Origin of the sequence: Mycolicibacterium sp. lyk4-40-TYG-92, from assembly GCF_030209435.1 — a bacterium.
In the GTDB taxonomy this organism is placed as follows: Bacteria; Actinomycetota; Actinomycetes; order Mycobacteriales; family Mycobacteriaceae; genus Mycobacterium.
This window is the reverse complement of record NZ_JARVRX010000028.1, coordinates 1-25125: the sequence shown is the minus strand read 5'-3', so window position 1 is coordinate 25125 and position 25125 is coordinate 1. Positions and strand designations below refer to the sequence as shown.

The window sequence follows — 25125 nt, the reverse complement described above, 5'->3', positions numbered from 1 at the left end:
GGAGCCCTCGTGACGCATCGCTTCGCCATTCCGTCTGCTGAGGTGCTGCAGGCCCGCGAAAAACTCGTCCTCGACCATTTTCACGACGAGGTACGCCAGGACTGGGACGACGTGCTTGCGACGTTCCCGCACCCGCACTACGAGATCATCCCGACGTTGACGGTTCACGACGGCGACGCCGACGTCCGCGGCTATTACCACGACACCCGGGTCGCGTTCCCGGATCAGGACCACGAGATCATCGCGCTGCGGCACAGCGCAGATGCGGTAATCGTCGAATTCTGGTTGTTGGGAACGCATTTGGGTCCGCTCGGTGGCATCCCGGCCACAGGGTCGCGGCATCGCACCCGTATGACGGCCTACTTCGTGTTCGACGAGAACGAGAACCTCGTCGCCGAACGGATCTACTTCGACACCCTGACGATGCTGAAACAGCTGGTGGGAGGGCTCAATCTGCGGGATCCGCGAAACTGGCCGACGGTCATCCGCGGGCTGCGGGGGTTGTTGGCCATGTCCAGCCGGCCCGATGTCCGACTCATCGAGACGCCGCCGGCCGACCTGACATGAGAGTCCACCATCTCAACTGCGGCACCATGCATCCGCGGTTCGTCCCCGACGGACTCGTGTGTCACGTGCTGTTGCTCGAAACTGCGGCGGGTCTGGTGCTGGTGGACTCCGGACTGGGGTTGCGGGACGCCGAGTCGCCCGCCTCCCGTTTCGGCCCGGCGAGGTTCTACGTCCGCCCGGTGTTCGACCCGAATGAAGCCGCCATCAACCAGGTTCGCGCACTGGGGTTCGATCCGAGCGACGTGCGGCACATCGTCGTGACGCACTTCGATGCGGACCACATCGGCGGCCTCGCCGATTTCCCTTGGGCGCAGGTGCATCTCACCGCTGCCGAGGCGTTCGCGGCGCTGCATCCGAAGACGCTCGTCGAGAAGCAGCGGTATCTGCAGGCCGGGCATGCGCACGGCCCGGTGTTCGTCGAACATGCACCTACGGCCTCCGAGTCGTGGCGCGGTTTCCCCGGCGCCAAGGAACTCACCGAGATCGCCGACGGCATCGTGCTGATCAGTCTGCCGGGCCACACGCGTGGGCATGCGGCGGTGGCCGTCGACGCCGGGGACCGCTGGATTCTGCACGCCGGCGACAGTTTCTATCACCACGGCCAGCTCGACGGTAGTGGCAGCGCGCCGCGGGCGTTGCGCCTGATGGAACGCTCGGTGGCTTTCGACTGGAAGCGGGTGCGGGCCAATCATGAACGGTTGTGCGAAGTTTGGGCTTCGGGTGAACCGGATCTGCTGCTCGTCAACGCTCACGATCCGCAGCTGTACTGGCAGGCGGCTGAGGACTAGACCATCACGCCCGGCTTGTACGGCTGCAACGGCCGCTGCCGGACGAACGTCGGCCACCAGAACCACGGACCCAGCAGCCGCACGAGGCACGGCACGATGAAGGACCGCACCACCAACGTGTCGAGCAGCAGGCCGATGCAGACCGTCGATCCCATCTGGCCGATGGTCCGCAGGTCACTGGAGAGCATGGCCAGCATGGTGAACGCGAACACGAGGCCTGCTGACGTCACGACGCCGCCAGTGCTACCGAGCGCGCGGATGAGCCCGGTGTTCAGGCCGGCGTGGACTTCTTCCTTGAGCCGGGCCACCAGCAGCAGGTTGTAGTCCGAGCCGACGGCCACCAGCACGATGAACGTCAGTGGCAGGATCAGCCAGTGCAGGTGCAGTCCGATCAGGTGCTGCCAGATGAGGACTGACAACCCGAACGCGCCGGCGTAGGAGAAGGCCACGGTGCCGGGAATCACCAAGGCGGCCACCAGGGATCGCGTGATGATCATCATGATCAGGAAGATCAGCACGAACGCCGCGATGGCCGCGATCAACAGGTCGTTCGTGGCGTAGGTCTGGATGTCCAGGTTGTTGGAGCCGGACCCGCCGATGTAGATCTTCGACCCGGCCAGGGACGTCTCCTTGAGCGCGATCTTGATGGCATCGGGGAACTGCTCGACATGCTCGATGCCCTCCGGCCCCATCGCGTTGCCTTCATGGGTCACGATGAACCGGGCGGCATGACCGTCAGGCGACATCATCAGGGCCATACCGGTTTTGATGTCGTCGTTGTCGAATGCCTCGTGCGGGATGTAGAAGAAGTCGTCGCTGCGTGAGGCGTCGAAGTCGTTGCCGACGTTGATCATGTCGTCGAACGTCTGGTCGGTGTTCTTGTTTTGGATGTCGGTGGGGCCGTAGTTGTTGACGATCAGCGCCAGCAGCTGCTGATTGTCGGCCACGGTCTGTCGTAGCAGCGAAACCATCTGCGGCATCAGGCTGTCTATCACCTGGAATGAGCCGACCGCATTCCCGATGTCAGCAGCCAGATTGTCGACCTTGTCGATCATTTCGAACAACGACCGGAACGACCAGCACACCGGAATGTCGAAACAGTGCGGCTCCCAATAGAAGTACGCGCGGAGCGGACGCATGAAATCGTCGAGATTGGCCACGGCGTCACGCATGTCGTTGGTGACCTGCTCCATGTCTTCCAAGGTCAGCACCGTGGTGTGCAGCTCGTCGGCGAGCGTCTGCGTCAGGTCGGCGGTCTTCTTCAGCACCTCGATGCTGTGCGCCGTGATCTTCGCCTGCTTCGCGGTGTTTTCATTGTTGTGCTGGGTGAACGGCAGTTGCTGGCCGTTGCCGCTGCCCTGCGTGGTGAAAAGATAAGGGATGGAAGCGTGTTCGAGCGCCCGGCCCATCGGGCGGGTGATGCTCTGCACCATGGCCACGCCGGGCAGCCGGATCAACGCCTTGGCTACGCGGTCCAGTGAGATGAAGTCTGCAGAGTTGCGCATGTCGTGGTCGGACTGGACCATCAGCATCTCGCTGAACAGCTTGCTCTTGGGGAAATGCCGGTCGGCGGCTTGAAAACCCTGATTTGCCGGGGCATCTGACGGCTGGTAGGTACGGTCGTCGTAGCTGACCCGGTAGGTCGGCACGAACACCGCACCGACCGAGACGAGCGCGACACTGGCCACCAGGATCGGCTTGGGCCAGCGCACCACGGCGGTTCCGATGCGCCGGTACAACTTCGCCTTGACCGCTAGCTTCGGGTCGAACAGCCCGAACAGGCTGCCGACGCTGAGCAATGCCGGTCCGATGGTCAGTGCGCCGGCGATGGTGATCAACATGCTGACGGCCACGGCCGGGCCCATGGTGTGGAAGTAGTTGAGCCGGGCGAACGTCAGGCAGGCGCAGGCGCCAGCGATGGTCAGGCCGGAGCCGATGATGACGTGTGAAACACCCTTGTACGCGGTGTAATACGCGTCTTCGCGGCTCTCTCCGTTCAATCGGGCCTCGTGATATCGGCCGATGAGGAAGATGCCGTAGTCGGTGCCTGCGCCGAGCGTCAGCGAGATGACCATGTTGGTGGCGAACGACGACAGCGGGATGAAGCCGTAGTGCCCGAACGCGGAGATCACGCCTTTGACTGACAGCATCAGCAGGATCACGCCGAAGAACGGCACCAGCATGGTGACGACCGAGCGGTAGACCAGCAACAGCATGAAGATGATCAGGAACATCGTCGCGATGGTGATGTTGTTCAGGCTGGAGTTGGCGATGAGGACGGTGTCGGCTGCCAACGGGGCCGCGCCGCTGACATAAACCTTCAGTCCGGCAGGCGGATTGGACGTGTTCACGATGTGTCTGACGGCATTGACGGAGTTGTTGGCCTCCATCTGCCCGATATCACCGGCGAGCCGCAGCAGGACATAGGCGGATTTGCCGTCGAGACTCTGCGCGCCGGCGGCGGTGATCGGCTTGCCCCAGGTGTCCATCACATACTGCACATGCGTGTGATCGGCCTTGAGTGTGTCGACCAGGCCGGCGTAGTAATCGCGGTCCTGCTCCGATAGGCCCCGGTCGGCCTCCAGGACCAGCATCGTCAGGCTGGTGGAGGTGGACTCGTGGAATTCCTTGCCGATGGTCAGCATCGCCACCTGCGATGGCGCGTACGTCGGCACCATCGGTCCGGCGAGTTCCTCGGCGACGTCTTCGATCTTCGGCACAAAGGTATTCGTGATCACCGCGAGCAAGGCCCAGAAGACGATGATCGGAATGGCCAGGAGGCGAACGGTTCTGGCGAAGAACGGGCGCTTCGTCGCGCTGTGGGCGGGACGAACGATCGGGGCGGTGTCGGTCTCGCTCACGCGGACTTCACCCGGCAGGCGACGTCGGCATTGCCATGGTCGTCGGACTGTTCGTCGCGGACAACGTCATTCACCTTCATCCGGCAGCCGACGGTACCGCCGTGCACCTGGACCGAGATGCTGCCGGAGACGACGGTGAGGGTGGTGGTCTCGGTATGGGTCCATGGCAGTTCGGTGAGGTCGACCTTGTGCGGGTGGCCGCTGATGTCGATGTACGACAACAGTCCGCCAGAGCCCAGAGTGCCGAACACCTCGTAGGTCAGTGTCTTGGGCGTGAATTCCGGTGGTGCCTGCGGCGGGTTCACGGCGAGCACCGGTCCGGGCTCGGAGAACTCGTGGACCTTGACCATGCACAGCACCCCGACGCCGATCGCGATCAGCGCCACCAGGGGCATCCATGCGCGCGCAATGACTCTTCGGCCGGTAGAGCGCTGGCTCACTCGATCACCCCTCGATGTCAGGATCGGGTATATCAACTAGATTGATATGAGTCGGCGTAAACCCTATCAGCCATTCGACGCTGCCGGGATCGCACATATTCCGGCGTGGCAAACGCCGAGGTGAGGGTATTCAGCTAATTCGCAGAATCCACCAAGGTGACGGTCGACAACCGCTTCTTCAGTTTGATGACACGGAAGATCTGGGTGGTCACATTGATGGACGAGAACATGGCGATGACCCCGAGAAAGGTGCGCTCGGAAGGCGTTGCGCCGTGGAGTTGTTCCAGGCTGCCGAGCACGTAGAAACACCCCAGCGAAAAGATCGTGAGGGGAATTGCGAATGTCATCAACGTCCGCTGATTGTCGATGACCTGGGTGGCGTATTCCAGTTCTTCGGCGGTCATCGGCTGGCGCTTGCGGACTTTGGCGAGCACCGTCTGTTTGGCTCGAACGCCTTCCGCGATGGGTAGCTGTGGCTGTTTCCGGAGGCGCTGGATGTAGAAGAACATCACCGTGGCGCCGAACAGCAGCGTCAGTAGGGCGACGTCGGCCAGCTTGCCGAACAGGTGCCAGTCGGTGCCGAGGAAGTTCCAATCCATGCGGGCACTCCTTTGCGGCTCGGGATGAGCGGGACGTTACCTCAGCTAACTGGCAATCCGCAGCCTGTGTCAACTCGATTGACATGGGGTCTTGATGCCCGACCGCTCATGACACAGACTGACGGTGATGACGCACGTGCAGACCGTCAGGGGCCCGGTGCCCGTCGATCGACTCGGGGCCACCCTCATGCATGAGCACGTGTTCATCCTGGGCGACGAGATCCGGCGGAACTTCCCGGACTACCCGTCGCCGTGGGATGAGGATGCCCGGGTCGCCGATGCCATAGACCAACTGCGCCAATGCAAATCGCGCGGCATCGACACCATCGTCGACCCCACGGTGATCGGGTTGGGTCGCTACCTGCCGCGTATCCAGCTGGTCAACGAGCAGGTCGACATCAACATCGTCGTCGCGACCGGCATCTACACCTACAACGACGTGCCGTTCCAATTTCTGCACACGGGCCCGGGCCTGCTGTTCGACACCCCGGAGCCGATGGTGGAACTCTTCGTCAGGGACATCCGTGACGGTATCGCGGACACCGGGGTCAAGGCGGCGTTCCTGAAATGTGCCATCGAACACCAGGGTTTGACACCCGGCGTGGAGCGCGTGATGCGCGCAGTCGGGCAGGCACACGTGCAGACCGGTGCGCCGATCACGGTGCACACCCATGCGCACAGCGAGTCCGGGCTGGTCGCCCAGAAAGTGTTCGCCGCGGAGGGCGTCGACCTGACCAAGGTGGTGATCGGCCACTCCGGCGACAGCACCGACCTCGACTATCTGTGCGCGCTGGCCGACGCCGGGTCATACCTGGGCATGGACCGCTTCGGGCTCGACATGCTACTGCCGTTCGAGCAGCGGGTCGACACCGTCGTGGCGCTGGCCAAACGCGGCTACGCGGAGAAGATGGTGCTGGCGCACGACACGTCGTGCTTCATCGACTGGTTCTCGCACGAAGGAAAGCTTGCCGCCCAACCGAACTGGAACCTGACCCATATCAGCGATGACGTGTTGCCCGCCCTGCGTGAGCGCGGTGTCACCGATGAACAGATCACCACCATGCTGGTGGACAACCCGCGGCGGTATTTCAGCTGATGCGGCTACTCCTGATCTCTGACACGCACCTGCCCACGCGTGCCCGCGACCTGCCCGCCCCGGTCTGGGACGAGGTGGCCCGGGCCGACGTCGTGCTGCATGCCGGCGACTGGGTGGAGGTGGGTCTGCTCGACGAACTCGAGCAGCGGGCCAAGCGCCTCGTCGCATGCTGGGGGAACAACGACGGACCTGACCTACGGGCCCGACTGCCCGAGCGGGCCGACGTCACGCTCGAGGGCGTCCGATTCACCGTCACGCACGAGACCGGTGCGTCCGCCGGGCGCGACGCCCGCATGGCCCGGCTGTATCCCGACACCGACGTTCTGGTGTTCGGGCACAGCCATATTCCGTGGGACAGCACGGCGCCCACGGGTCTGCGGCTGCTCAATCCCGGCTCACCGACCGATCGGCGCCGCCAGGCGCACTGCACGTATATGACGGCCTCGGTCGGTGATGGCAGGTTGTCGGAAGTGGTGCTTCATAAGCTCTGACCCGCGCGAAAATTGACGCTAGGTTGGTCGCATGGAGCAGAAGCCGCCCACAGCCGCCATCGCCGCTGCCAACCGTGCCCATGTCGCGTCGCTCCCGTTCGGGGACACCCGCGACTTCGAAGATGCCGACCGTGGCTTCATCGCCGCCCTCGAGCCGTGCATCGTCACGGCAGGCGACGGAAGAGTGGTGTGGGACAACGACTCCTACAACTTCCTCAACGGCGACGCGCCCGACAGCGTGCACCCGAGCCTGTGGCGGCAGTCGCAACTGTGCGCCAAGCAGGGCCTGTACGAAGTGGTGCCGGGCATCTACCAGGTCCGCGGTCTGGACCTGTCGAACATCAGCTTCATCGAGGGTGACTCCGGCGTCATCGTCATCGACCCGCTGATCTCCACCGAGACCGCGGCCGCGGCGCTCGCGCTGTACCGGGCCCATCGCGGTGATCGTGAAGTACGGGCGGTCATCTATACGCACAGCCACGTCGACCACTTCGGCGGGGTACTCGGCGTGACGTCGCAGGCCGACGTCGACGCCGGCAAGGTCGCGATCATCGCCCCCGAGGGCTTCACCGAACACGCCGTACAGGAAAACGTCTATGCCGGAACGGCAATGGCCCGTCGGGCCGGGTATATGTATGGCGCCGCGCTGGACCGCGGCCCGCAGGGGCAGGTGGGATGCGGGCTGGGACAGGTGGGGTCTACCGGCGAAGTCGCGTTGATTGTGCCGACTCTCGACATCGTGGCCACCGGCGAGACCCACACCGTCGACGGTGTCGAGATCGAGTTCCAGATGGCGCCCGGCACCGAGGCGCCGGCCGAAATGCACTTCTATTTCCCGCAATTCCGCGCGCTGTGCATGGCCGAGAACGCCACCCACAACCTGCACAACCTGCTGACGCTGCGCGGTGCGCTGGTGCGTGACCCGCATGGGTGGGCCGGCTACCTGACCGAGGCCATCGATCGCTACGCCGACCGCGCCGAGGTGGTGTTCGCCTCGCACCACTGGCCCACCTGGGGCCAGGACAGCATCGTCGAATACCTGTCGGTGCAACGGGATCTGTACGCCTATCTGCATGACCAGACGTTGCGCCAGCTCAACCAGGGGTACACGGGCATCGAGATTGCCGAAACCTTCCAGATGCCGCCGGCGTTGGAGAAGGCCTGGCATACCCACGGTTACTACGGATCGGTCAGTCACAACGTCAAAGCGGTCTACCAGCGCTACATGGGCTGGTTCGACGGCAACCCGGGGCGGCTCTGGCAGCACCCGCCGGAGGCGTCCGCCCCGCGGTACGTGGCGGCGATGGGCGGTATCGACCGCGTCGTCGAGCTGGCCCAGGCGGCGTTCGATGAGGGCGATTTCCGTTGGGCGGTAACGCTGTTGGATCACGCAATCTTCACCGACGACAACCACGCCGCCGCGCGGGAACTGTACGCGGACACCCTGGAGCAGCTGGCCTACGGCGCTGAGAACGCGGTGTGGCGCAACTTCTTCCTGTCCGGAGCTACCGAATTGCGCGTGGGCAGGTTCGGCACCCCGACCCAGTCCGCGTCACCGACCATGCTGGCGCAGCTGAGCCCGGAGCAGATGTTCGATACCTTCGCCATCAACATCAACGGCCCGCGGGCGTGGGACCTCGACCTTGCCATCGACGTGACCTTCGGGGACGTCGCCACCAACTACCGGTTGGCGCTGCGGAACGGGGTGCTGGTGCACCGCAAGGTCGCCGCTGACCCGAGTACGGCACAGGCCACCGTGACGCTCGCGAACAAGCTGCGGCTCTTGGCTTTTGCCGCCGGCGACACGAGTTCACCGGGCGTCGAAGTGACCGGCGATGCCACCGCACTGCCGACACTGCTGAGTGTGGTCGACCGGCCCGACCCGGCGTTCAACATCATCACGCCGTAGCCGAGCCGGTCGGCCCGCTAGGTGGTCGGTACCCAGTTGCCGTGGAACCCGGCCGGCACGCGGTGCGGCAGCTGGATGTTCGCGACGTCCTGCAGCGTCTGGGCGTCGAGGATGGCCAGCTCGCTGCGGTCGGTCTGAGCGTTGTAGACGAAGCCCATCAACACGCCGTCGTCCTCGGCGGCATCTGCCGATGACGGGTGAAAGACGAACTCGCCCAACTCTTTCCCGGACCCGAAATGTCGCGTTGCGGTGTTGCCGCCGACGAAGTCGTGCTTGAGCAGCGTGTCACTGCCGCTGACGCCCTCGGCGATCACCGGCGCGTAGCCGTAGCGGTGACGCTTGCCGACCAGACGCTCGTCGACCCGGGGGAATTCCTGCGGGTGGTCGTCCACGCGGTCCTCGAGCACCTTGCCGGCACTGAGGTCGATGGTCCACCGATCCAAGGTGGGCGGCCCTTCGTTGGGGCCGATGCGGTCCGTGGCGAACATCTTTGGGTGCCGCACCACATCCAGGACGATGGTGTTGTCGTCGGGGGAGTCGTAGGCGTTCATCGGGTGGAACACATAGCACGGCTCGACGTCGAACCAGCGCACGTCGGAATTCCCTCCGTCGCGCGGCATGACGCCGATCCGTGCCGGGTACTTGGGATTCCACGAGTACGGGAAGCGCCGGTCATTCGATCGGAAGCTCGACTGACGCGCGATGACCGGGTCGGGAATCTTGACGCGGCCGATCAACGAGGACAACAACAGTCGCGCCGGCAGCCGTAGTGCCTTCGGTACCGCCATCTCGGTGACAGTCCGCGCATCGAAGCTCACGGGCAGGTCGTAGAAGATGACGTGGCGCTCGGTCAGCGAGAAATCGTGCATCATCGGGCTGCCGTGAACCTCGATGTCGACGGTGCGCTTGGCACGCCCGTCAGTGCCGATCACCGAGTACTGCACGGTGTTGCCTCGGGTGAAGCTGTACGAAACCGCATGCAGTTCACCGGTTTCCGGATCACGTTTCGGGTGCGCGGTGTAGCCGCCGCTGAGGGTGCCGTTGAAATCGCACGCGCCGACGGTGTCCAATTCGTCGGTCAGTTCATAGCTCGCCCCGCCGCCTTCGACTAGCGCCAGGGTCTTGCCGGCGTGGCCCAGCACGTTGGTGTTGGCGCCGATGCCGAAAGGGCTGCCGTGGCCGGCCGGCGTGCCCTCGCCGAGCTCGGCCGCGGTGAACGGTCCGCGTACCCAGCGATTGCGGTACCACTCAGCCTTGCCGTCGCGGAGGCGGATGCCGTGCACCATGCCGTCGCCGAGAAACCAGTGGTAGAGCTCGGGGTCGATTTCGCCGATGGGGTTGGGGCCGTTGCGTAGATAGCGACCGTCCAGGTAGTCCGGGATCGTGCCGGTGACAGTCAGGTCGGTCAGGGTGTATTCGTCGTGCAGTGGCGCGAAAGCGCCTTCCAGGTAGCGGTTGGTCATCCCAGAACCTCCATAACAGTGTTATTGGCTGTGGTTACTGGTATAACACTGTTATGGATGGTGTGCAAGGGTGAGCGACGAAATTCGCCGGCAGTTGGTGGAAGCCGGCATCGCGATCCTGGAGCGTGACGGGCTCCAGGCGTTGAGCGTGCGGAAGCTCGCCGCCGAGGTGGGTACGTCGACGATGGTCGTGTACACCCACTTCGGGTCGATGACCGGTGTGGTCGACGCCCTCTCGGCCGAGATCTTCGCCCGATTCGGCGACGCCCTGGCGTCCGTACCGCAGACCGATGATCCGGTGGCGGACTTCTTCTCGATGGGCGCCGCATACCGACGGTTCGCACTGAAGAATCCGCAGCACTACCAATTGATGTTCGGCACGTCCGTCCCGGCGTCGTTGTCGAGCGTCCGTAAAGATTTGACGGTGACCGGTCATGCCACGTCGCGTGACGCGTCGTTCCAGACGCTCTGTGAGTCGGTACGCCGGATGATCGCGGCCGGCCGCATCCGCAACGACGGCGAAGCCGCTGTCGCAGGCCGTATCTGGAGCATGTGTCACGGCGCGGTGATGCTCGAGATGGCGGGTTTCTTCGGTGCAGAAGGGCACGGCCTGCGGGATATTCTCAGCCCGATGACCGTCGATTTCCTCGTCGGAATGGGTGACGAACGCGATCGTGTCGACGCCTCACTCGCCGCCGCGGCCGCCGCGCTGCTGGCCAGTGGCCACCTGTGAACTAGGCGAACCCGCCGTCCGCGCGCAGGATCGAACCGGTGGTGAAGCTGGAGGCGTCGGACATCAAAAACAGTGCGGCGCCGACGATCTCGCGTGGCTGCCCGGCCCGCTGCAGTGGCAGCGAGTGGAAGGCGTTGGTCGTATCCGCGCCCCAGGCCTTGCTGATGTCGGTGAGGAACGGCCCCGCCATGAGGGTGTTGACGCGGACGGTAGGGCCGAAGGCCTTCGCGAAACCTTCTGTGAGCGTGTTCAATCCGGCCTTCGCGGCGGCGTAGGGGAGCATGTAGGCATCGGGGCGCAAGGAGCCTGACGAGCTGATGTTGATCATCGACCCGCCGCCGTCGGCCACCATCCGCTCACCGACTATTGCGGACAACCGGAACGGCCCCTTGAAGTTCAGGTTGACCACCGCATCGAACAGCTTCTCCGGCACCGACCCCAACGACTCGTACAACGGCGACATGCCGGCGTTGTTCACCAGTACGTCGACCTTGCCGAACCGGTCATAGGCCGCGTCGACCAGGCCGTCGAGTTCGTCCCAGCGGCCGACGTGCACCTGGTGGGCCAGCGCGTCGCGGCCGGTTTCGGCGATGATCTCGGCGGCGGTGGCCTGACACGACTCCAGGTTCCGGCTGGCGATGACGACGTTGGCGCCGCAGTGGGCCGCGGCGAACGCCATCTCCCGGCCGAGGCCGCGGCTCCCGCCGGTGATGAGGACCGTCCGGTCGGTGAGGTCGAACAGTTCGTCGGCGTACCCCATGGCGGCTCCTTCGATGCTGGGGTGGGGTGCTGGTGCCCATGTTGTCATGCCGACCGTCCCATGGTGCGTAGTGCGCCATCGGCATTGTTTCCCGCACGTTCACACACTGTTGCACTTATATATATGAGTACCGAAACGGCCCATCACTTGTATTGACAACTATGTCGATGTGCCGCACTGTTATGCCATGCCAAATCAACTGAGCTACGACGTCGTCGTCGTAGGAGCTGGAATCGTCGGCCTTGCGCACGCCTATCACGCCCACCGGCGCGGACTGGCGGTCGCCGTGATCGACCACGCCGCGGGAGTGGCCGGGGCGTCGGTGCAGAACTTCGGCCACGCGTGCATCACGGCGCAGAATGGTGTCGCGCTGGACTACGCCCGGGTCGGCCGGCAGCACTGGCTGGGCCTGTCCCGGCAAGCCGGGTTCTGGTCGCGAGAGGCGGGCACCTACTGCGTGGCCCGCCACGAGGACGAACTCGCTGTCATGCGTGAATTCGTCGACGCCCGGCCCAGTGGTGACGTGCACCTGCTCAACCGTCAGCAGATGGTCGACCGCCTGCCGGTGCGTGATCTCCGCGTCGTCGGAGGCATGTACCTGCCCAACGACCTTCAGGTCGACCCGCGAACCGCGGTGCCGTCCATCGCGCGGTGGCTGGAATCGCAAGGCGTCGACTTTCATTGGCGTACCGCGGCTTCCGGCTTCGAGCCGGGCGTCGTGCATACCTCGCGCGGGCCGATACGCACCGAGACCACCTTCATCGCCGTGAACTACGACATCGACCGGCTGTTCCCCCACCTGGCTGAGCGCGACGGCTTGCTCCGGTGCCGGCTGCACATGATCCGTGCCAGGCTGCCGTTGGCGTTCACGCTCCCGGCGCCGCTGTTCACCGGTTGGTCGTTGCTGCGGTACGCGGGTTTCGAGGACCTGCCCAGTGTCGGTGCCGTCGCACAGCGACTGCGGGACGAGCACCCCGACGCGGTGGACATCGACCTGCACCTGATGTTCACGCCGCAGCCCGACGGCTCGCTACTGATCGGCGACACCCACATCCGGGAAGTCACGGCCGCGCCGTTCCAGTCCGAGCAGGGCTTCGACATCCTGCTCGACCAAACCCGAAAACTGTTCGGCGTCAGCGACATCGACATCACCGAACGCTGGCAGGGCGTCTATTGCTCGGCGCCGGGCCAGGAGTTCCTCATCGAGGAACCGGTGGAACGCACCCACGTCGTCACCGTCACCACCGGCATCGGCATGACCACCAGCATGGGCCTCGCGGCAAGCAGCGTCGAGCGTGCGCTGGCGGCGACGAGCGTGCCCGCCACCGTCTAGAACAACCAAAACCCAATCACCCCAATAGGAAAGGACCCCAAAGTGGGCAACCAAGCAACATCGGGAATCAGCCTGGTGGTGTTCGACATGGCCGGCACGACGGTCGAGGACACCGGCCTGGTGCAGCAATCGTTCCTGGCCGCCGACGGTCATGCCGGTCTGTCGAAGACCGATGCGGACCGCGCGGAAATGCTGCGCTACGTCGCCGACACCATGGGGCAGTCGAAGATCGTCGTGTTCCGCCACCTGAGCCGCGGCAACGAAGAGCAGGCGCAAGCGGCCAACAAGGAGTTCGAGCGCTGTTACGCCCAATTGGTCGCAGACGGCAAGTGCAGCCCCATCCCGCAGGCTGAACATGTCATTACATCTTTCCGGTCGCGCGGTATCAAGGTCGCGCTGACCACGGGCTTCGCCCGGGAAACCCAGCAGGCCATCATCGAGGCGCTGGGTTGGCAGGACCTCGCCGACGCAGTGCTCTGCCCCGCGCCCGGCGTCCGCGGACGGCCCTACCCCGACATGGCGCTCGCAGCCCTTATGCAGACCGAGACCGAGTCGGTGCAATCGATGGTGGTCGTCGGTGACACCTCGTCGGACGTCATCACCGGCATGCGTGCCGGAGCGCGCGCTTCGGTCGGCGTGCTGACCGGCGCGCACAACGCTGCGCAGCTTTCCGCTGCCGGCGCCACCCACATCCTGGACAGCGTGGCCGACCTGCCCGGTTTGGTGGCAACCCTGGGCTGATTCGACGACGCACTCCGCGGTGGTCGGGTGCCGCACCCTCGGCCCCGACCACCCCCGCGCTCATCACTCTAACCTCTCGCGCTCTCGCGCCAAAACCCTTGCCTTGCCGACGATCTCGATGGCGTCTCCACGCCTCTGGTCGGCCTTCTTCGCTCCGCGCTCCCTTACCCGCACCCAGTGGAAGTGAACAGCCATGTCGCACACCCTGCTGTCCAAGTCGCGCACCACAAATCCGAAGTATGAACGCTGGCGTATCCGGATCTTCGCCATCACGTGGATCGCCTATGCCGGTTTCTATTTCACCCGTCAGACGTTCTCCGTCGCCAAGCTCGGCATTCTCGAAGACCCCGTCCTGCACCTGCATTTGACCAAGAGCGTCCTGGCCAACCTCGACGCCGCGTATCTCACCGCCTACGCCGTCGGCCAATTCGTCTGGGGCCAGGTCTCTGACCGGTTCGGCCCACGGGTCGTCGTGCTCGGCGGCCTGGCCATCTCGGCGATCGCGACCCTGTTCATGGGTCTGCTGCCTGCCGTGGTCTTCCTGCTGCCATTGATGATCGTGCAAGGCCTGGCCCAGTCGACGGGCTGGTCGGGCACGTTGAGCAACATGTCCCAGTTCTTCTCCGTCGGGGAACGTGGCCACGTCCTGGGGCTGTGGAGCACCAACTACGCCTTCGGTGGCCTCGTCGCCGCACCGGTGGTCGGGTGGTTCGCCTACGACCTGTTCGGCAGTTGGCGCGCGGCGTTCTTCAGCGGTGCGGCCATCGTCGCCGTCGTGTTCTTGCTGTTCTTCATCTTTCAGCGCAACAGCCCCGCGGACGTCGGCCTGCCGCCGATCGAGGAGTACCGGGCGGCCGGGGACACGGTGGAAGGGGTCGAGCTCGATGCCGCCGCCACGGACGAGGCCATCGCCGAGCCCAGTTCGTCGTGGCGCGAGTCCCTCGCCGTGGTGCTGAAGGATCAGATGGTGAGAACCCTTGGGGCAGCGTATTTTCTGCTCAAGCCGGCTCGCTACGCCATCCTCCTGTGGGGCCCGGTGATCGTCGCCGAACAGCTGCACGACAGTGACAAGTTCACCGCGGTGACCGTTCCGGTCGCGTTCGGTATCGCCGGTGTCATCGCACCGATCCTGCTGGGCCGCGTCTCGGACAAGGTGTTCAAGGCGCGCCGGGTGCCGGCGAGCGTGATCAGCCTGGCCGTGCTGGTTGTGGTGCTCATGCTGTTCGGGCCGCTGACCGCGACAGGCAATGTGTGGGTCATGGTCGGTGTCCTCGGTCTGATCGGCCTGACCGTCTACGGCGCTGATGCCATGATCTCGTGTATCGCGGCCGTCGACTTCGGTACGTCCAAGCACGCGGGTACGGCGACGGGAATCATCAACGGTTGCGGCTCGGTCGGTGCCATCCTCGGTGGTCTGTTGCCGGGTTACCTCGGTACCTCAGCACTGTTCTACGGCTTCGCCGGGGCCGCGTTCGTCGCCATGCTGCTGTTGATTCCCTACTGGAATCGGATGCCTGTGGCCGACTAGCCAGCTGCGCGCAATCCCCCGCGAGTTCGCTTGCGGGGGATTGTTTTGTCAGGCGCGGACGTCGATGGTGCGGGCGTTGACGATGCTGAAGGCCACCACGTCGGGCCGGTAGCGGTCGTCGGAATATTCGAACGCCACCCCGTACTGGTCGCGTGAGGTCCGACGCTCACGCAGTAGGGGACTGCCCCGCTCGATGTGCATGTTCTCGGCGTCGATGTCATCTGCGGCGACAGCGTCCAGCACGTGCTCCATGGCGTCCCACTGCACACCACGGTCGGTCAGATAGTCGGTGATCGATCCGGAGTCGGTGTCGAATTCGAACAGCAGCGAACCCACCGCGTCGGTGAAGCTGCTTCGCTCGATCATCACCGGCTCACCGTCGAGTAGTCGCACGCGCAGCACCTCGACGACGAAGTCGTCGGTGGTCAAGCTAAGCGCGGTGGCCGCGGTCTCGCTGGCGCGGCGGCGCGAGATCTCCAGGGTCCGGCTCCCCGCGGTGCGGCCGTTGCGTTCGGCCCACTGGGTGAACGGCGTGAACGTGTCCAGCGTCTGACGGACATCGTGGCTGCGGACGGTGGCCGGCTTGCCCCGCGAAATGCGGATCAGGCCTTCGTTTTTCAGTGTCGCGAGGGCCTGGCGGACCGGCCCCCGGGATACGTCGAACTCCGCGCACAGCGCGCTCTCGGCGGGCAGTGACTCACCGATCTGGTACTCGTGCCGCGTGATCCGCTGCCGCAGCACCGCCGCGACATGCTCATGGCGCGACCGGGAGCCGACCATCGGTGTACCGCCTCTCGGTGTCTTGTCATGACAACTTAGCTGCATAGTATTGCCCGTCAGCGCACAACCGCTGTGGAGGAAACCGCTATGCAACTGCTTCTGATCCGTCATGCCCTGCCGCTGCGCAACGAGCCCGGTGAGGGCGCCGACCCCGACCTCTCCGAGGAAGGCATCGCGCAGGCCGACCGGCTGCCGGACGCGCTCAAGCGGTTCCCGATCACCCGGCTGATCAGCAGCCCGCAGAAGCGCGCCATCCAGACCGGGCAGCCGGTGGCGGCCGCGCTGGGGCTGAACATCGAAATCGACGACCGGCTCGCCGAGTACGACCGCGACATGGCGCAGTACATCCCGATCGAGCAGATCGCGGCCGAGCACCCCGAAGAGATGGCCCGGCTCATGACGGGCCACCTGCCCAGCAGTGTCGACGAAGAGGCGTTCCTGGCCCGCATCACCGAGGCCGTCATGGACATCGCGAGCGAGGCCGAGGCCGAGGACACCGTCGTCATCTTCAGCCACGGCGGCGTGATCAACGGGCTGCTGCACGACATCGTGCCGACCGAGCGCATCCTGTCGTTCCAGGTCGACTACACCGGCATCACCCGGCTGCTGGCTTCTCGCAGCGGCCGGCTCGCGGTGGCCGGCGTCAACAGCGTCGAACACGTGTGGGATCTGCTGCCGCGAAATCAGCGATGGTAGACAGATCGGGTGGCATCTCTCGACGGCTTGGACCTGACCGCCCTGGACGCGCACCTGCGCGAGATCGGGGTGGCCCGCAGCGGTGAGCTGCGCGCCGAGCTGATCGCCGGTGGCCGATCGAATCTGACGTTCCTGGTGTTCGACGACGCCGCCAAATGGGTGCTGCGCCGGCCGCCACTGCACGGGCTGACGCCGTCGGCGCACGACATGGCGCGGGAGTACAAAGTCGTTGCGGCGCTTGAGGGTACGACGGTGCCGGTGGCGCACGCGGTGACGATGCGCAATGACGACTCGGTACTGGGTGCGCCGTTCCAGATGGTCGATTTCGTGCCGGGCCGCGTCGTTCGGTATTCGGCAGAGCTCGACGCACTCGGGGATCAGCAGGCCATCGACGCGTGTGTGGACGCGCTGATCAAGGTGCTGGCCGACCTGCATGCGCTGGATCCGGAGGCTGTCGGGCTCGGGGACTTCGGAAAGGCGAAAGGGTACCTGGAACGGCAGGTGCGGCGCTGGGGTTCGCAGTGGGATCTGGTGCGGCTGCCGGACGATGCGCGCGACGCGGACGTGCGCCGGCTGCATGGTCTGCTGACGGAAAAGCTGCCACCGCAGAGCCGCAGCGCCATCGTGCACGGCGACTACCGCATCGACAACACCATGCTCGACGCCGTCGACGCGACCAAAGTGCGGGCGGTGCTGGACTGGGAGATGTCGACCCTCGGTGACCCGTTGTCCGACGCCGCGCTGATGTGCGTCTACCGCCACCCGATGTTCGGCATGGTGCACACCGACGCGGCCTGGTCCTCGGACAAGATTCCCTCGATGGATGCCCTGGCCCAGAAGTACGCCGTGGCGGCGGGACGACCTTTGGATCATTGGGAGTTTTACCTGGCGCTGGCGTACTTCAAGCTGGCCATCATCGCGGCAGGCATCGACTTCCGCGCCCGCATGGCCGCCGGCGGAGCCGACCACGACGACCCCGTCGGCGAAGCCGTCGCGCCGCTCATCGCCGCCGGCTTGGCCGTCCTTTCTTAGCGCGAGCGTGCGTGTCTGCACGCAACACGCCGTGGTCTTCGTGCAAAAACGTCGCCCTCGCGGCTGGCGAGCGCGACGTTCTGGCGCATTGCGGTCGGCGTGTCGGGTGCAGACACGCACGCTCGCGGGTGGGTGAGAACTAGAGGCCGGCCTTCAAGTTCTTCCGTGCGGCGAGCCGCAGCTGCAGAATCCGAATGCTGGCCACCGCGAAGGTCAGCAGACCACCTGCGACCGCCGAGAGCAGGATCGCCACACCCTTCTGGATGGTCAGCTGCCAGCCGAACAGCCGCAGCGTGACGTCGTCGCCGTTCTGCAGGATGAACACCAGCAGCAGGATGAGGATGAGGAAGCCGAGGATCAGCGCCGACCACAGCGCCGCGGTACGCGTGAACTTCACCGCAGACTTCGGCGTTCCCGCCGGGGGCGCCTCTGTATCGGACTTCTTGGACGTCGGCTTCGGCGTCTTGGGTGCCGGCGGTTCGGCGGGCACAGCTGCCGGCTTGGGCGTCGACCCGGACGGGTCTGGGGAAGTCGCGTGATCGCTACTCATACCAACCATCTTGACGGTTCTGCGGGCAGGATGCCGGGAACTGCGGCAACAATTTTCGAATAACGCTAGGGTCGGCCTGAGTGCACGACGCCGAAAGGATGTTCGGGTGGCGCGATTTCTGACCGCTCTGGCCCTGCTGCTCGCTGCCCTGCTGACGGGCTGCGGCAGCGCCAATCCCCTCGGTGGGGGCAGCATCTCGGGTGATCTCAAGTCGATCGTGGTGGGTTCCGCCGACTTCCCCGAGTCGAAGATCATCGCCGAAATCTATGCGCAGGCGTTGGCGGCCAACGGCTTTACCGTCGGTCGCCAGTTCGGCATCGGCAGCCGCGAGACGTACGTTCCTGCGGTGAAGGATCATTCGATCGACCTGATCCCGGAATACACCGGCAACCTGCTGCAGTACTTCGATCCGAAGACCAAAGCCACCGCCGCCGATGACGTCGAATTGGCACTTGCCCGAGTGCTTCCGGGTGACCTGTCCATCCTGACGCCGTCCCCGGCCGCCGACACCGACACCGTCGCGGTGTCAGCGGAAACCGCCAAGAAATGGAATCTCAAGACCATCGGAGACCTGGCCCAGCACTCGGCCCAGGTGAAATTCGGTGCGCCGTCGGAATTCCTGCAGCGCACCGAGGGTCTACCCGGGCTGAAAGCCAAGTACGGCCTCGACATCGCACCGGTCAACTTCATCGCGATCAGCGACGGTGGGGGGCCGGCCACGGTCCGGGCGCTGGTCGACGGAACCGTCACCGCAGCAGATATTTTCAGCACCTCGCCGGCCATCGTCCAGAACAATCTGGTGGTGCTCGACGATCCGAAGCACAACTTCCTGGCCGCCAACGTGGTGCCGCTGGTGGCATCGCAGAAGAAGTCCGATCTGCTCAAGACGGTGCTCGACGGCGTCAGCGCGAAACTCACGACGAAGGCGCTCATCGAGATGAACACCGCGGTCTCCGGCAACGGCGGCATCGACGCCGACCAGGCGGCGAAAAAATGGGTCCAGGACAACGGTTTCGACAAGCCGGTGGGCCGATGATCACGTTCGACAAGGTCACCAAGAGCTACGGCAGCGCCGTAGCTGTCGATGAACTGAGCCTCGAGATCGCCGAGGGCACGCTGTCGGTGTTCGTCGGACCCTCCGGGTGCGGCAAGACCACCTCCATGCGGATGATCAACCGGATGATCGACCCGACCTCCGGAACCCTGACCGTCGACGGTGCCAACGTCGCCACCGTCGACCCGGTGCGGCTGCGCCTCGGCATCGGGTACGTGCTGCAGAGCGCCGGGCTCATGCCCCACCTCAAGGTAGTGGACAACGTCGCCACGGTGCCGGTCCTCAAGGGCGAATCGCGCCGCAGCGCAAGGAAAAAGGCGCTGGGCGTGTTGGAGCGTGTCGGGCTCGACGTCAAGCTCGCCGACCGCTACCCGGCGCAGCTGTCGGGTGGCCAGCAGCAGCGCGTCGGGGTGGCGCGGGCGCTGGCCGCCGATCCACCCATCCTGCTGATGGACGAGCCGTTCAGCGCGGTGGATCCCGTCGTCCGCGAAGACCTGCAGACCGAAATCCTGCGGCTGCAAAGCGATCTACGTAAGACCATCGTGTTCGTCACGCACGACATCGACGAGGCCGTCAAACTCGGCGACCGCGTCGCGGTGTTCGGTCCCGGTGGCACCCTGCAGCAGTACGACGCACCGCAGCGTCTGTTGTCCAATCCAGCCAACGCGTTCGTCGCCGGTTTCGTCGGTGCCGACCGCGGCTACCGCGGCCTGCAGTTCCGGGACGCCGATGGACTCCGGCTCCGCGACATCCGCACCGTCACCGAACCGGCGGTCGACGCACTGGATCTGACCGACGGGCAGTGGGCCCTGGTCGTCAACGCCGACGGCACCCCCTACGCGTGGATCAACGCCGACGGCGTGGGTCAGCACCGACATGGAAAGTCCTTGTACGACAGCACCATCGCCGGCGGCTCGCTGTTCCGGCCGGACGGCACCCTGCGGCTGGCACTGGATTCGGCGTTGTCGTCCCCGTCCGGCCTGGGGGTGGCCGTCGATGAGCGGGGCCACGTGATCGGCGGTGTGGGCATCGATGATGTGCTGGCAATCATCAAGAGCCGCAAGGGCGGGCGATGCGATACCTGATGACTCACCTGGAAGCTGCCTGGGTCCTCACACAGATTCACCTGCGGCTGGCGCTGGTGCCGTTGCTCATCGGGGTGCTGATCGCCGTGCCGCTGGGCGCCTATGTGCGGCAGCGACCGCGGCTGCGCCGAATCAGCACCGTCACCGCCAGCATCGTCTTCACCATCCCGTCGCTGGCGCTGTTCGTGGTGCTGCCGTTGATCATTCCGACGCGGATTCTCGACGAGGCCAACGTCCTGGTCGCGCTGACCCTCTACACCGTCGCGCTGCTGATGCGGACGGTGCCCGAGGCGCTCGATGCCGTCCCCGCGGACACGCGCGAGGCGGCTACGGCCATGGGTTACCGGCCGCGTACCCGGTTCCTGAGAGTCGAACTGCCACTGTCGATTCCGGTCCTGACGGCCGGGATGCGCGTGGTCGCCGTCACCAATATCTCGATGGTGTCGGTCGGTTCGGTGATCGGCATCGGCGGGCTGGGCACCTGGTTCACCGAGGGGTACCAGGCTGACAAGAGCGACCAGATCGTCGCCGGCATCATCGCCATCTTCGTGCTGGCGGTGGTCGTCGACCTCATCATCCTCAGCGCGGGCCGTCTGGCCACCCCGTGGACGCGGGCGAAGGCGCCGGCATGAACTTCCTGCACCAGGCCCTCGCCTACATCTTCACCGCGGCCAACTGGACCGGCCCGGCGGGCCTCGGCATGCGGATGCTGGAGCACCTGGAGTACACCGGCATCGCGGTGCTGTGCAGCGCGCTCGTCGCGATTCCCGTAGGCATGTACGTCGGGCACACCGGTCGCGGCACGGCGCTGGTGGTCGGCGGCGTCAACGCCCTGCGCGCCCTGCCCACCCTCGGCGTCCTGCTGCTCGGCGTCCTGCTGTGGGGACTGGGCCTGGTACCGCCGACCGTCGCCCTGATGCTGCTGGGGATCCCGCCACTTCTGGCCGGAACGTATGCCGGGATCGCCAACGTCGACCCGGTGGTGGTCGACGCCGCCCGCGCCATGGGCATGACAGAGCGACAGGTGCTGCTGCGCGCCGAGGTGCCCAATGCCATGCCGCTGATCGTCGGCGGGCTGCGGACCGCCACGCTCCAGGTGGTCGCCACCGCGACCGTCGCCGCGTACGCCAGCCTCGGCGGGCTGGGCCGGTTCCTGATCGACGGCATCAAGGTGCGCCAGTTCTATCTCGCGCTGGTCGGCGCGTTGTTGGTTGCCGGCCTCGCCCTGGCTCTGGACGCTGCCTTGGCACTGGCTGTGCGGGCGTCCCGGCCGGGTCCGTCCGGAGTTGCAATCGTGACTGCGAAGCCGGGCCTCCGTCGCCTACGGTAGACGGGTGAGCGCAGACCAGACCGAAGTCACCGAACCCGCCTGGCCCGCGATTCTGACCTGGCGCGCGCCGGATGTATCACGGATGGAATCGGCGCGGGTGCAGTTGTCCGGCAACCGGATCAAGGCGTACGGCCGGATAGTGGCCGCTGCCACCGAGATTCATCCCGCGTTCAGCGCGTCGTACGACCTGGTGACCGACGAGAGCGGAGCAACCAAACGCCTGTCTCTCACCGTCACCCTGGCGCAGCGTGAGCGGCAACTGTCCATTGCCCGTGACGAAGAGAACATGTGGCTGGTGCAGGACCACCAGAACCAGGCCCGTCGGGCCGCCTACAACGGAGCACTGGACGTCGACGTCGTCTTCAGCCCGTTCTTCAACGCGCTGCCCATCCGGCGTACCGGCCTGCACAACCGCACCGCGTCGGTGTCGCTGCCCGTCGTCTACGTCCGGGTGCCCGATCTGACGGTGGAATCCGTGACGATCGGTTACACCAGTGCGGGCCCGGGCCGGCCGATCAAGCTGGACTCGCCCGTCGCGGATACCTCGATCACCGTCGACGACGACGGCTTCATCCTCGGCTACCCCGGACTGGCAGAGCGGATCTGATCACGCCGCCGGCGCGGCCCAGCGCGGCCAATTCCTGGCGCCAGCCTTCTTCCCCGATGGTCGTCGCGAGGATCTGTGGCCGGCTGAAGCTGTCGTAGCGGACCCGCGCGGCGTGGCCGCTTTCGACCAGCTCGGCCACCGATTGCGCCTCGGCCAGCGACGAGCGGGCCTGACTCAGCAGCTCCATGGCCCGGTCGAGCATCGCCGTCAGCTCCGTCGCGTTGGCCTCGCACATGGCCCGGACCAGGTCGGGTGCAGTGGCAGCGACCCGGGTGCCGTCCCGGAACGAACCCGCGGCCAGCGCGAACGCCAGCGGAACCTCGCCCGCCGTCGCGGCCAGGGCCTCGGCCAGCAGGTGCGGCAGGTGCGAGATGGCGGCGGCCGCGGCGTCGTGTTCATCGGAGCGCGCGGGCACGATCACCGCGCGGCAGTCCAGCGCGAGATGCATCACCTGGGCCCACACCTGGGGGTCGACGTGGTCGTCGACGCTCACCACCCACGGCGCCCCGACGAACAGGTCGGCGGCCCCGGCAGTCCAACCGGAATGCGCGGTGCCGGCCATCGGGTGTCCGCCGACAAAACGGCCGAGCAGCCCGTATTGCTGAACCTGTTGCAGCACATTGCCTTTGACGCTCACCACGTCGGTGAGCGGGCAGTCCGGGGCGGTGTCGCGGATGTGCTCGAGCATGATCGGCAGTGCGGGCACCGGTACCGCCAGGACGATCAGTGCCTCGGTCGACGCGGCGCGCTTCAGCGCCGCGGTGAGGTCTTCTGTGGCGTCGAAGCCGTCGGCCGTCGCCGCCCGGACCGCGTCGATCGAACGGTTGTATCCGTACACCTCGCGGCCCGCGGCCTGCCCGGCCCTCATCAGCGAACCGCCGATGAGTCCCATACCGAGCACACACACCGGAGTTGTCACCATCCAAGGTTTGCACACGGCCCGGGTGGGGTACATATGGGACCGCTGGTCAAGTGGCAGAGTGCGGACTAGCGTTATCCGCATGGGAGTACAGCGCGCGCAGGCACAGCAGCAGGTTGCCGATCTCCCCGACGGCTTCGGAGTGGCGGTTGTCCGGGAGGACGGCGCATGGCGTTGCGTCCCGCTGAAACGGGCGGCGCTGGTGGACCTGGCTGCCGCCGAGACCGAACTTCGTGAACTGCGTTCCGCCGGTGCGGTTTTCGGCCTCCTGAACGTCGACGACGAGTTCTTCGTCATCGTCCGTCCGGCCCCCTCCGGGGCCCGGCTGCTGCTGTCGGATGCCACGGCGGCGCTGGACTACGACATCGCCGCCGAAGTGCTGGAGAAGCTGGACGCCGACCTGAGCCTGGAAGAGCTCGAGGAAGACGACCCGTTCGAGGAAGGCGACCTCGGGCTGCTGGCCGACCTGGGCCTGCCCGAAGCGGTGCTCGGCGTGATCCTCGCCGACGACGAGTACGCCGACGAACAACTCAGCCGCATCGCCCAGGAGATGGGCTTCAACGACGAACTCGTGGCGGTATTGGACAAGCTGGGGCGGTGAGTTCCGCTGATGAGCGGCTGATCAGGGCCGCCCTGGAGGCCGCCGAACTCGCCGGGGCCGACGACGTGCCGATCGGGGCGGTCGTGTTCTCGGCCGACGGGGTCGAGCTGGCCCGGGCCGCCAACGCGCGCGAATCACTGGGTGACCCGACCGCGCACGCCGAAATCCTGGCGCTGCGCGCGGCCGCCGCGGTGCACGGCGACGGCTGGCGGCTGGAAGGCGCGACGCTGGCGGTCACCGTCGAGCCCTGCACCATGTGCGCCGGCGCGCTGGTGATGTCGCGGGTGGCGCGCGTGGTGTTCGGGGCCTGGGAACCCAAGACCGGCGCCGTCGGCTCGCTGTGGGACGTGGTCCGCGACCGGCGGCTGACGCACCGCCCGGAGGTCCGCGGCGGGGTGCTCGAGGCCGAGTGCGCCGCGCTGATGGCGGGGTTCTTCGCCCGCCAGAGATAGGACGTCCTGGTCAGAGCCCGATTAGGGCGAGACACCCTGTGGCCGGTAAGCTGCCACACGGTGGCGTGTCCGAGCGGCCTAAGGAGCACGCCTCGAAAGCGTGTGTGGGGTAACCCCCCACCGAGGGTTCAAATCCCTCCGCCACCGCCATAGCCCCTCACCTGTCAGTGCAGGTGGGGGGCTTTTTGCGAGCTTGGTACCGGCGGCGAGGTACCTGAGTGCAATCGCGGTTGCGATGTGCCGGCGGTCATTGCCCTCAGGGACCGCCGGCGCCCGGAAGAAGTGCCTGGCTTCAATCGGGGTAGATCGCCCTGCTGCGTGACGGACGCTACGTACTTCCGGAGCCCGCCCGCTGATCTCGCCCGGAAACCACAAAGGCCAGACACCCGTGCGGGTGCCTGGCCGTTGTGACCCGGACTCAGCGGCCGAAGGTGAAGGCCGATCCGCTGTTGAAGTTGGAGCCGCCGACCGGGGTCGCGACGCCTGCACCGGAATTGGTGCCGGCCTGGACACCGTCAGGGCCGATTTCGCCGGAGGTGCCGGTGTTGAAGCCGCTGCCGCCGACCGGGGTGTTGACGGCCGCACCGCCGCCGGTGCCGGCGCCGAACGTCGGGATGAAGTCGGCCGGGGCGGGTGCGGCGAACTCGTTGGAGGCGCCGGCGTTGAAGCCGCTGCCACCGAACGGGGTGTTCACGCCCGCGCCGCCGCCG

The 25125-nt window shown here is 65.9% G+C and carries 26 protein-coding genes, 1 tRNA gene and 1 pseudogene; 19 read left to right on the top strand and 9 right to left on the bottom strand.

The features are described 5' to 3' along the window. Nucleotides 1-9 precede the first annotated feature (9 nt). Both QRN63_RS28380 and QRN63_RS28375 read left to right on the top strand, forming a co-directional pair. Nucleotides 10-567, top strand: a complete 558-nt coding sequence (locus QRN63_RS28380) for an ester cyclase (RefSeq protein ID WP_285034417.1) — start codon at nt 10-12, stop codon at nt 565-567. Further along, nucleotides 564-1355, top strand: a complete 792-nt coding sequence (locus QRN63_RS28375; protein ID WP_285034415.1) for an MBL fold metallo-hydrolase — start codon at nt 564-566, stop codon at nt 1353-1355. The genes QRN63_RS28380 and QRN63_RS28375 overlap by 4 nt, the downstream gene beginning before the upstream one ends. Here the strand turns inward: QRN63_RS28375 and QRN63_RS28370 are convergent. The 3 genes from QRN63_RS28370 to QRN63_RS28360 all read right to left on the bottom strand — a co-directional run bounded on the left by QRN63_RS28370 (nt 1352) and on the right by QRN63_RS28360 (nt 5255). Then, the gene (locus tag QRN63_RS28370; RefSeq protein WP_267319810.1) at nt 1352-4192 is read right to left on the bottom strand and encodes an MMPL/RND family transporter; all 2841 of its coding nucleotides are present in this window, start codon (nt 4190-4192) and stop codon (nt 1352-1354) included. The two genes, QRN63_RS28375 and QRN63_RS28370, sit on opposite strands and share 4 nt — an antisense overlap. 20 nt (nt 4193-4212) lie before the next feature. After that, nucleotides 4213-4611: an MmpS family transport accessory protein gene (locus QRN63_RS28365; RefSeq protein WP_285034457.1), complete on the bottom strand. Its 399-nt coding sequence runs from the start codon at nt 4609-4611 to the stop codon at nt 4213-4215. Nucleotides 4612-4790: 179 nt separating this feature from the next. Beyond that, complete coding sequence (locus tag QRN63_RS28360; RefSeq protein WP_267319557.1) at nt 4791-5255, bottom strand: hypothetical protein; 465 nt, start codon at nt 5253-5255, stop codon at nt 4791-4793. Nucleotides 5256-5382: 127 nt separating this feature from the next. On the opposite strand from QRN63_RS28360, the gene QRN63_RS28355 reads away from it, so the two are divergent. Genes QRN63_RS28355 through QRN63_RS28345 form a run of 3 tightly spaced genes read left to right on the top strand, consistent with a single transcriptional unit; the run spans nt 5383 to nt 8751 of the window. Then, on the top strand, nt 5383-6351 hold the full coding sequence (locus QRN63_RS28355) for a phosphotriesterase family protein (RefSeq protein WP_285034412.1): 969 nt from the start codon (nt 5383-5385) through the stop codon (nt 6349-6351). Further along, complete coding sequence (locus tag QRN63_RS28350) at nt 6351-6842, top strand: metallophosphoesterase family protein (RefSeq protein ID WP_285034410.1); 492 nt, start codon at nt 6351-6353, stop codon at nt 6840-6842. Before QRN63_RS28355 ends, QRN63_RS28350 begins: the two co-directional genes overlap by 1 nt. A 31-nt stretch (nt 6843-6873) precedes the next feature. Next, nucleotides 6874-8751: an alkyl/aryl-sulfatase gene (locus QRN63_RS28345; protein ID WP_285034408.1), complete on the top strand. Its 1878-nt coding sequence runs from the start codon at nt 6874-6876 to the stop codon at nt 8749-8751. Between the two features lie 17 nt (nt 8752-8768). Here QRN63_RS28345 and QRN63_RS28340 read toward each other — a convergent pair whose 3' ends face one another. Next, nucleotides 8769-10214 carry a carotenoid oxygenase family protein gene (locus QRN63_RS28340; RefSeq protein ID WP_285034405.1) on the bottom strand — a complete coding sequence of 482 codons (1446 nt, stop codon included), beginning with the start codon at nt 10212-10214 and terminating at the stop codon, nt 8769-8771. Between the two features lie 70 nt (nt 10215-10284). Here QRN63_RS28340 and QRN63_RS28335 point away from each other — a divergent pair, with 70 nt between their 5' ends. Further along, complete coding sequence (locus tag QRN63_RS28335) at nt 10285-10947, top strand: TetR/AcrR family transcriptional regulator (protein ID WP_267319552.1); 663 nt, start codon at nt 10285-10287, stop codon at nt 10945-10947. A 1-nt stretch (nt 10948) separates the two neighbouring features. Here the strand turns inward: QRN63_RS28335 and QRN63_RS28330 are convergent, their stop codons facing one another. Further along, a complete protein-coding gene (locus QRN63_RS28330) occupies nt 10949-11707 on the bottom strand; it encodes an SDR family NAD(P)-dependent oxidoreductase (RefSeq protein ID WP_285034402.1) in 759 nt (252 codons plus the stop codon). Nucleotides 11708-11894: 187 nt separating this feature from the next. Here QRN63_RS28330 and QRN63_RS28325 point away from each other — a divergent pair, with 187 nt between their 5' ends. The 3 genes from QRN63_RS28325 (at nt 11895) to QRN63_RS28315 (ending at nt 15309) form a co-directional block, all read left to right on the top strand. Continuing rightward, nucleotides 11895-13040 carry a TIGR03364 family FAD-dependent oxidoreductase gene (locus QRN63_RS28325; RefSeq protein ID WP_285034400.1) on the top strand — a complete coding sequence of 382 codons (1146 nt, stop codon included), beginning with the start codon at nt 11895-11897 and terminating at the stop codon, nt 13038-13040. Between the two features lie 87 nt (nt 13041-13127). Then, entirely contained in the window at nt 13128-13781 is a 654-nt protein-coding gene (locus QRN63_RS28320; protein WP_285034455.1) for a phosphonatase-like hydrolase, read from the top strand. Between the two features lie 193 nt (nt 13782-13974). Further along, nucleotides 13975-15309: an MFS transporter gene (locus QRN63_RS28315; RefSeq protein ID WP_285034397.1), complete on the top strand. Its 1335-nt coding sequence runs from the start codon at nt 13975-13977 to the stop codon at nt 15307-15309. A gap of 48 nt (nt 15310-15357) precedes the next feature. On the opposite strand, the gene QRN63_RS28310 is transcribed toward QRN63_RS28315, so the two are convergent. Then, nucleotides 15358-16089, bottom strand: coding sequence for a GntR family transcriptional regulator (locus QRN63_RS28310; RefSeq protein WP_267319548.1), 732 nt, complete (start codon nt 16087-16089; stop codon nt 15358-15360). An 87-nt stretch (nt 16090-16176) separates the two neighbouring features. Here QRN63_RS28310 and QRN63_RS28305 point away from each other — a divergent pair, with 87 nt between their 5' ends. After that, the gene (locus QRN63_RS28305; RefSeq protein WP_285034395.1) at nt 16177-16785 is read left to right on the top strand and encodes a histidine phosphatase family protein; all 609 of its coding nucleotides are present in this window, start codon (nt 16177-16179) and stop codon (nt 16783-16785) included. A 9-nt stretch (nt 16786-16794) separates the two neighbouring features. Next, complete coding sequence (locus QRN63_RS28300) at nt 16795-17817, top strand: phosphotransferase family protein (RefSeq protein WP_285034394.1); 1023 nt, start codon at nt 16795-16797, stop codon at nt 17815-17817. A gap of 139 nt (nt 17818-17956) precedes the next feature. On the opposite strand, the gene QRN63_RS28295 is transcribed toward QRN63_RS28300, so the two are convergent. Further along, a complete protein-coding gene (locus QRN63_RS28295; protein WP_267319545.1) occupies nt 17957-18367 on the bottom strand; it encodes a LapA family protein in 411 nt (136 codons plus the stop codon). Between the two features lie 106 nt (nt 18368-18473). Here QRN63_RS28295 and QRN63_RS28290 point away from each other — a divergent pair, with 106 nt between their 5' ends. Genes QRN63_RS28290 through QRN63_RS28270 form a run of 5 tightly spaced genes read left to right on the top strand, consistent with a single transcriptional unit; the run spans nt 18474 to nt 22443 of the window. After that, a complete protein-coding gene (locus tag QRN63_RS28290; RefSeq protein ID WP_285034391.1) occupies nt 18474-19403 on the top strand; it encodes an ABC transporter substrate-binding protein in 930 nt (309 codons plus the stop codon). Next, entirely contained in the window at nt 19400-20506 is a 1107-nt protein-coding gene (locus QRN63_RS28285; protein WP_285034390.1) for an ABC transporter ATP-binding protein, read from the top strand. The genes QRN63_RS28290 and QRN63_RS28285 overlap by 4 nt, the downstream gene beginning before the upstream one ends. After that, on the top strand, nt 20494-21138 hold the full coding sequence (locus tag QRN63_RS28280) for an ABC transporter permease (protein ID WP_267319542.1): 645 nt from the start codon (nt 20494-20496) through the stop codon (nt 21136-21138). Before QRN63_RS28285 ends, QRN63_RS28280 begins: the two co-directional genes overlap by 13 nt. Next, nucleotides 21135-21836: an ABC transporter permease gene (locus QRN63_RS28275; RefSeq protein ID WP_285034387.1), complete on the top strand. Its 702-nt coding sequence runs from the start codon at nt 21135-21137 to the stop codon at nt 21834-21836. Before QRN63_RS28280 ends, QRN63_RS28275 begins: the two co-directional genes overlap by 4 nt. Nucleotides 21837-21840: 4 nt before the next feature. Further along, a complete protein-coding gene (locus tag QRN63_RS28270) occupies nt 21841-22443 on the top strand; it encodes a putative glycolipid-binding domain-containing protein (RefSeq protein ID WP_285034385.1) in 603 nt (200 codons plus the stop codon). Here QRN63_RS28270 and QRN63_RS28265 read toward each other — a convergent pair. Further along, entirely contained in the window at nt 22406-23365 is a 960-nt protein-coding gene (locus QRN63_RS28265) for a prephenate dehydrogenase (RefSeq protein WP_285034383.1), read from the bottom strand. The two genes, QRN63_RS28270 and QRN63_RS28265, sit on opposite strands and share 38 nt — an antisense overlap. Before the next feature lie 79 nt (nt 23366-23444). Here QRN63_RS28265 and QRN63_RS28260 point away from each other — a divergent pair, with 79 nt between their 5' ends. From QRN63_RS28260 to QRN63_RS28250, 3 genes are all read left to right on the top strand, one after another. Beyond that, complete coding sequence (locus QRN63_RS28260; RefSeq protein WP_267319539.1) at nt 23445-23963, top strand: tRNA adenosine deaminase-associated protein; 519 nt, start codon at nt 23445-23447, stop codon at nt 23961-23963. Continuing rightward, the gene (locus tag QRN63_RS28255; protein WP_267319538.1) at nt 23960-24415 is read left to right on the top strand and encodes a nucleoside deaminase; all 456 of its coding nucleotides are present in this window, start codon (nt 23960-23962) and stop codon (nt 24413-24415) included. The genes QRN63_RS28260 and QRN63_RS28255 overlap by 4 nt, the downstream gene beginning before the upstream one ends. A 59-nt stretch (nt 24416-24474) precedes the next feature. Next, nucleotides 24475-24565 (top strand) — tRNA-Ser (locus QRN63_RS28250). 268 nt (nt 24566-24833) lie between these two features. Here QRN63_RS28250 and QRN63_RS28245 read toward each other — a convergent pair. Further along, a pseudogene (locus tag QRN63_RS28245) lies at nt 24834-25125 on the bottom strand (hypothetical protein); the annotation flags it as partial.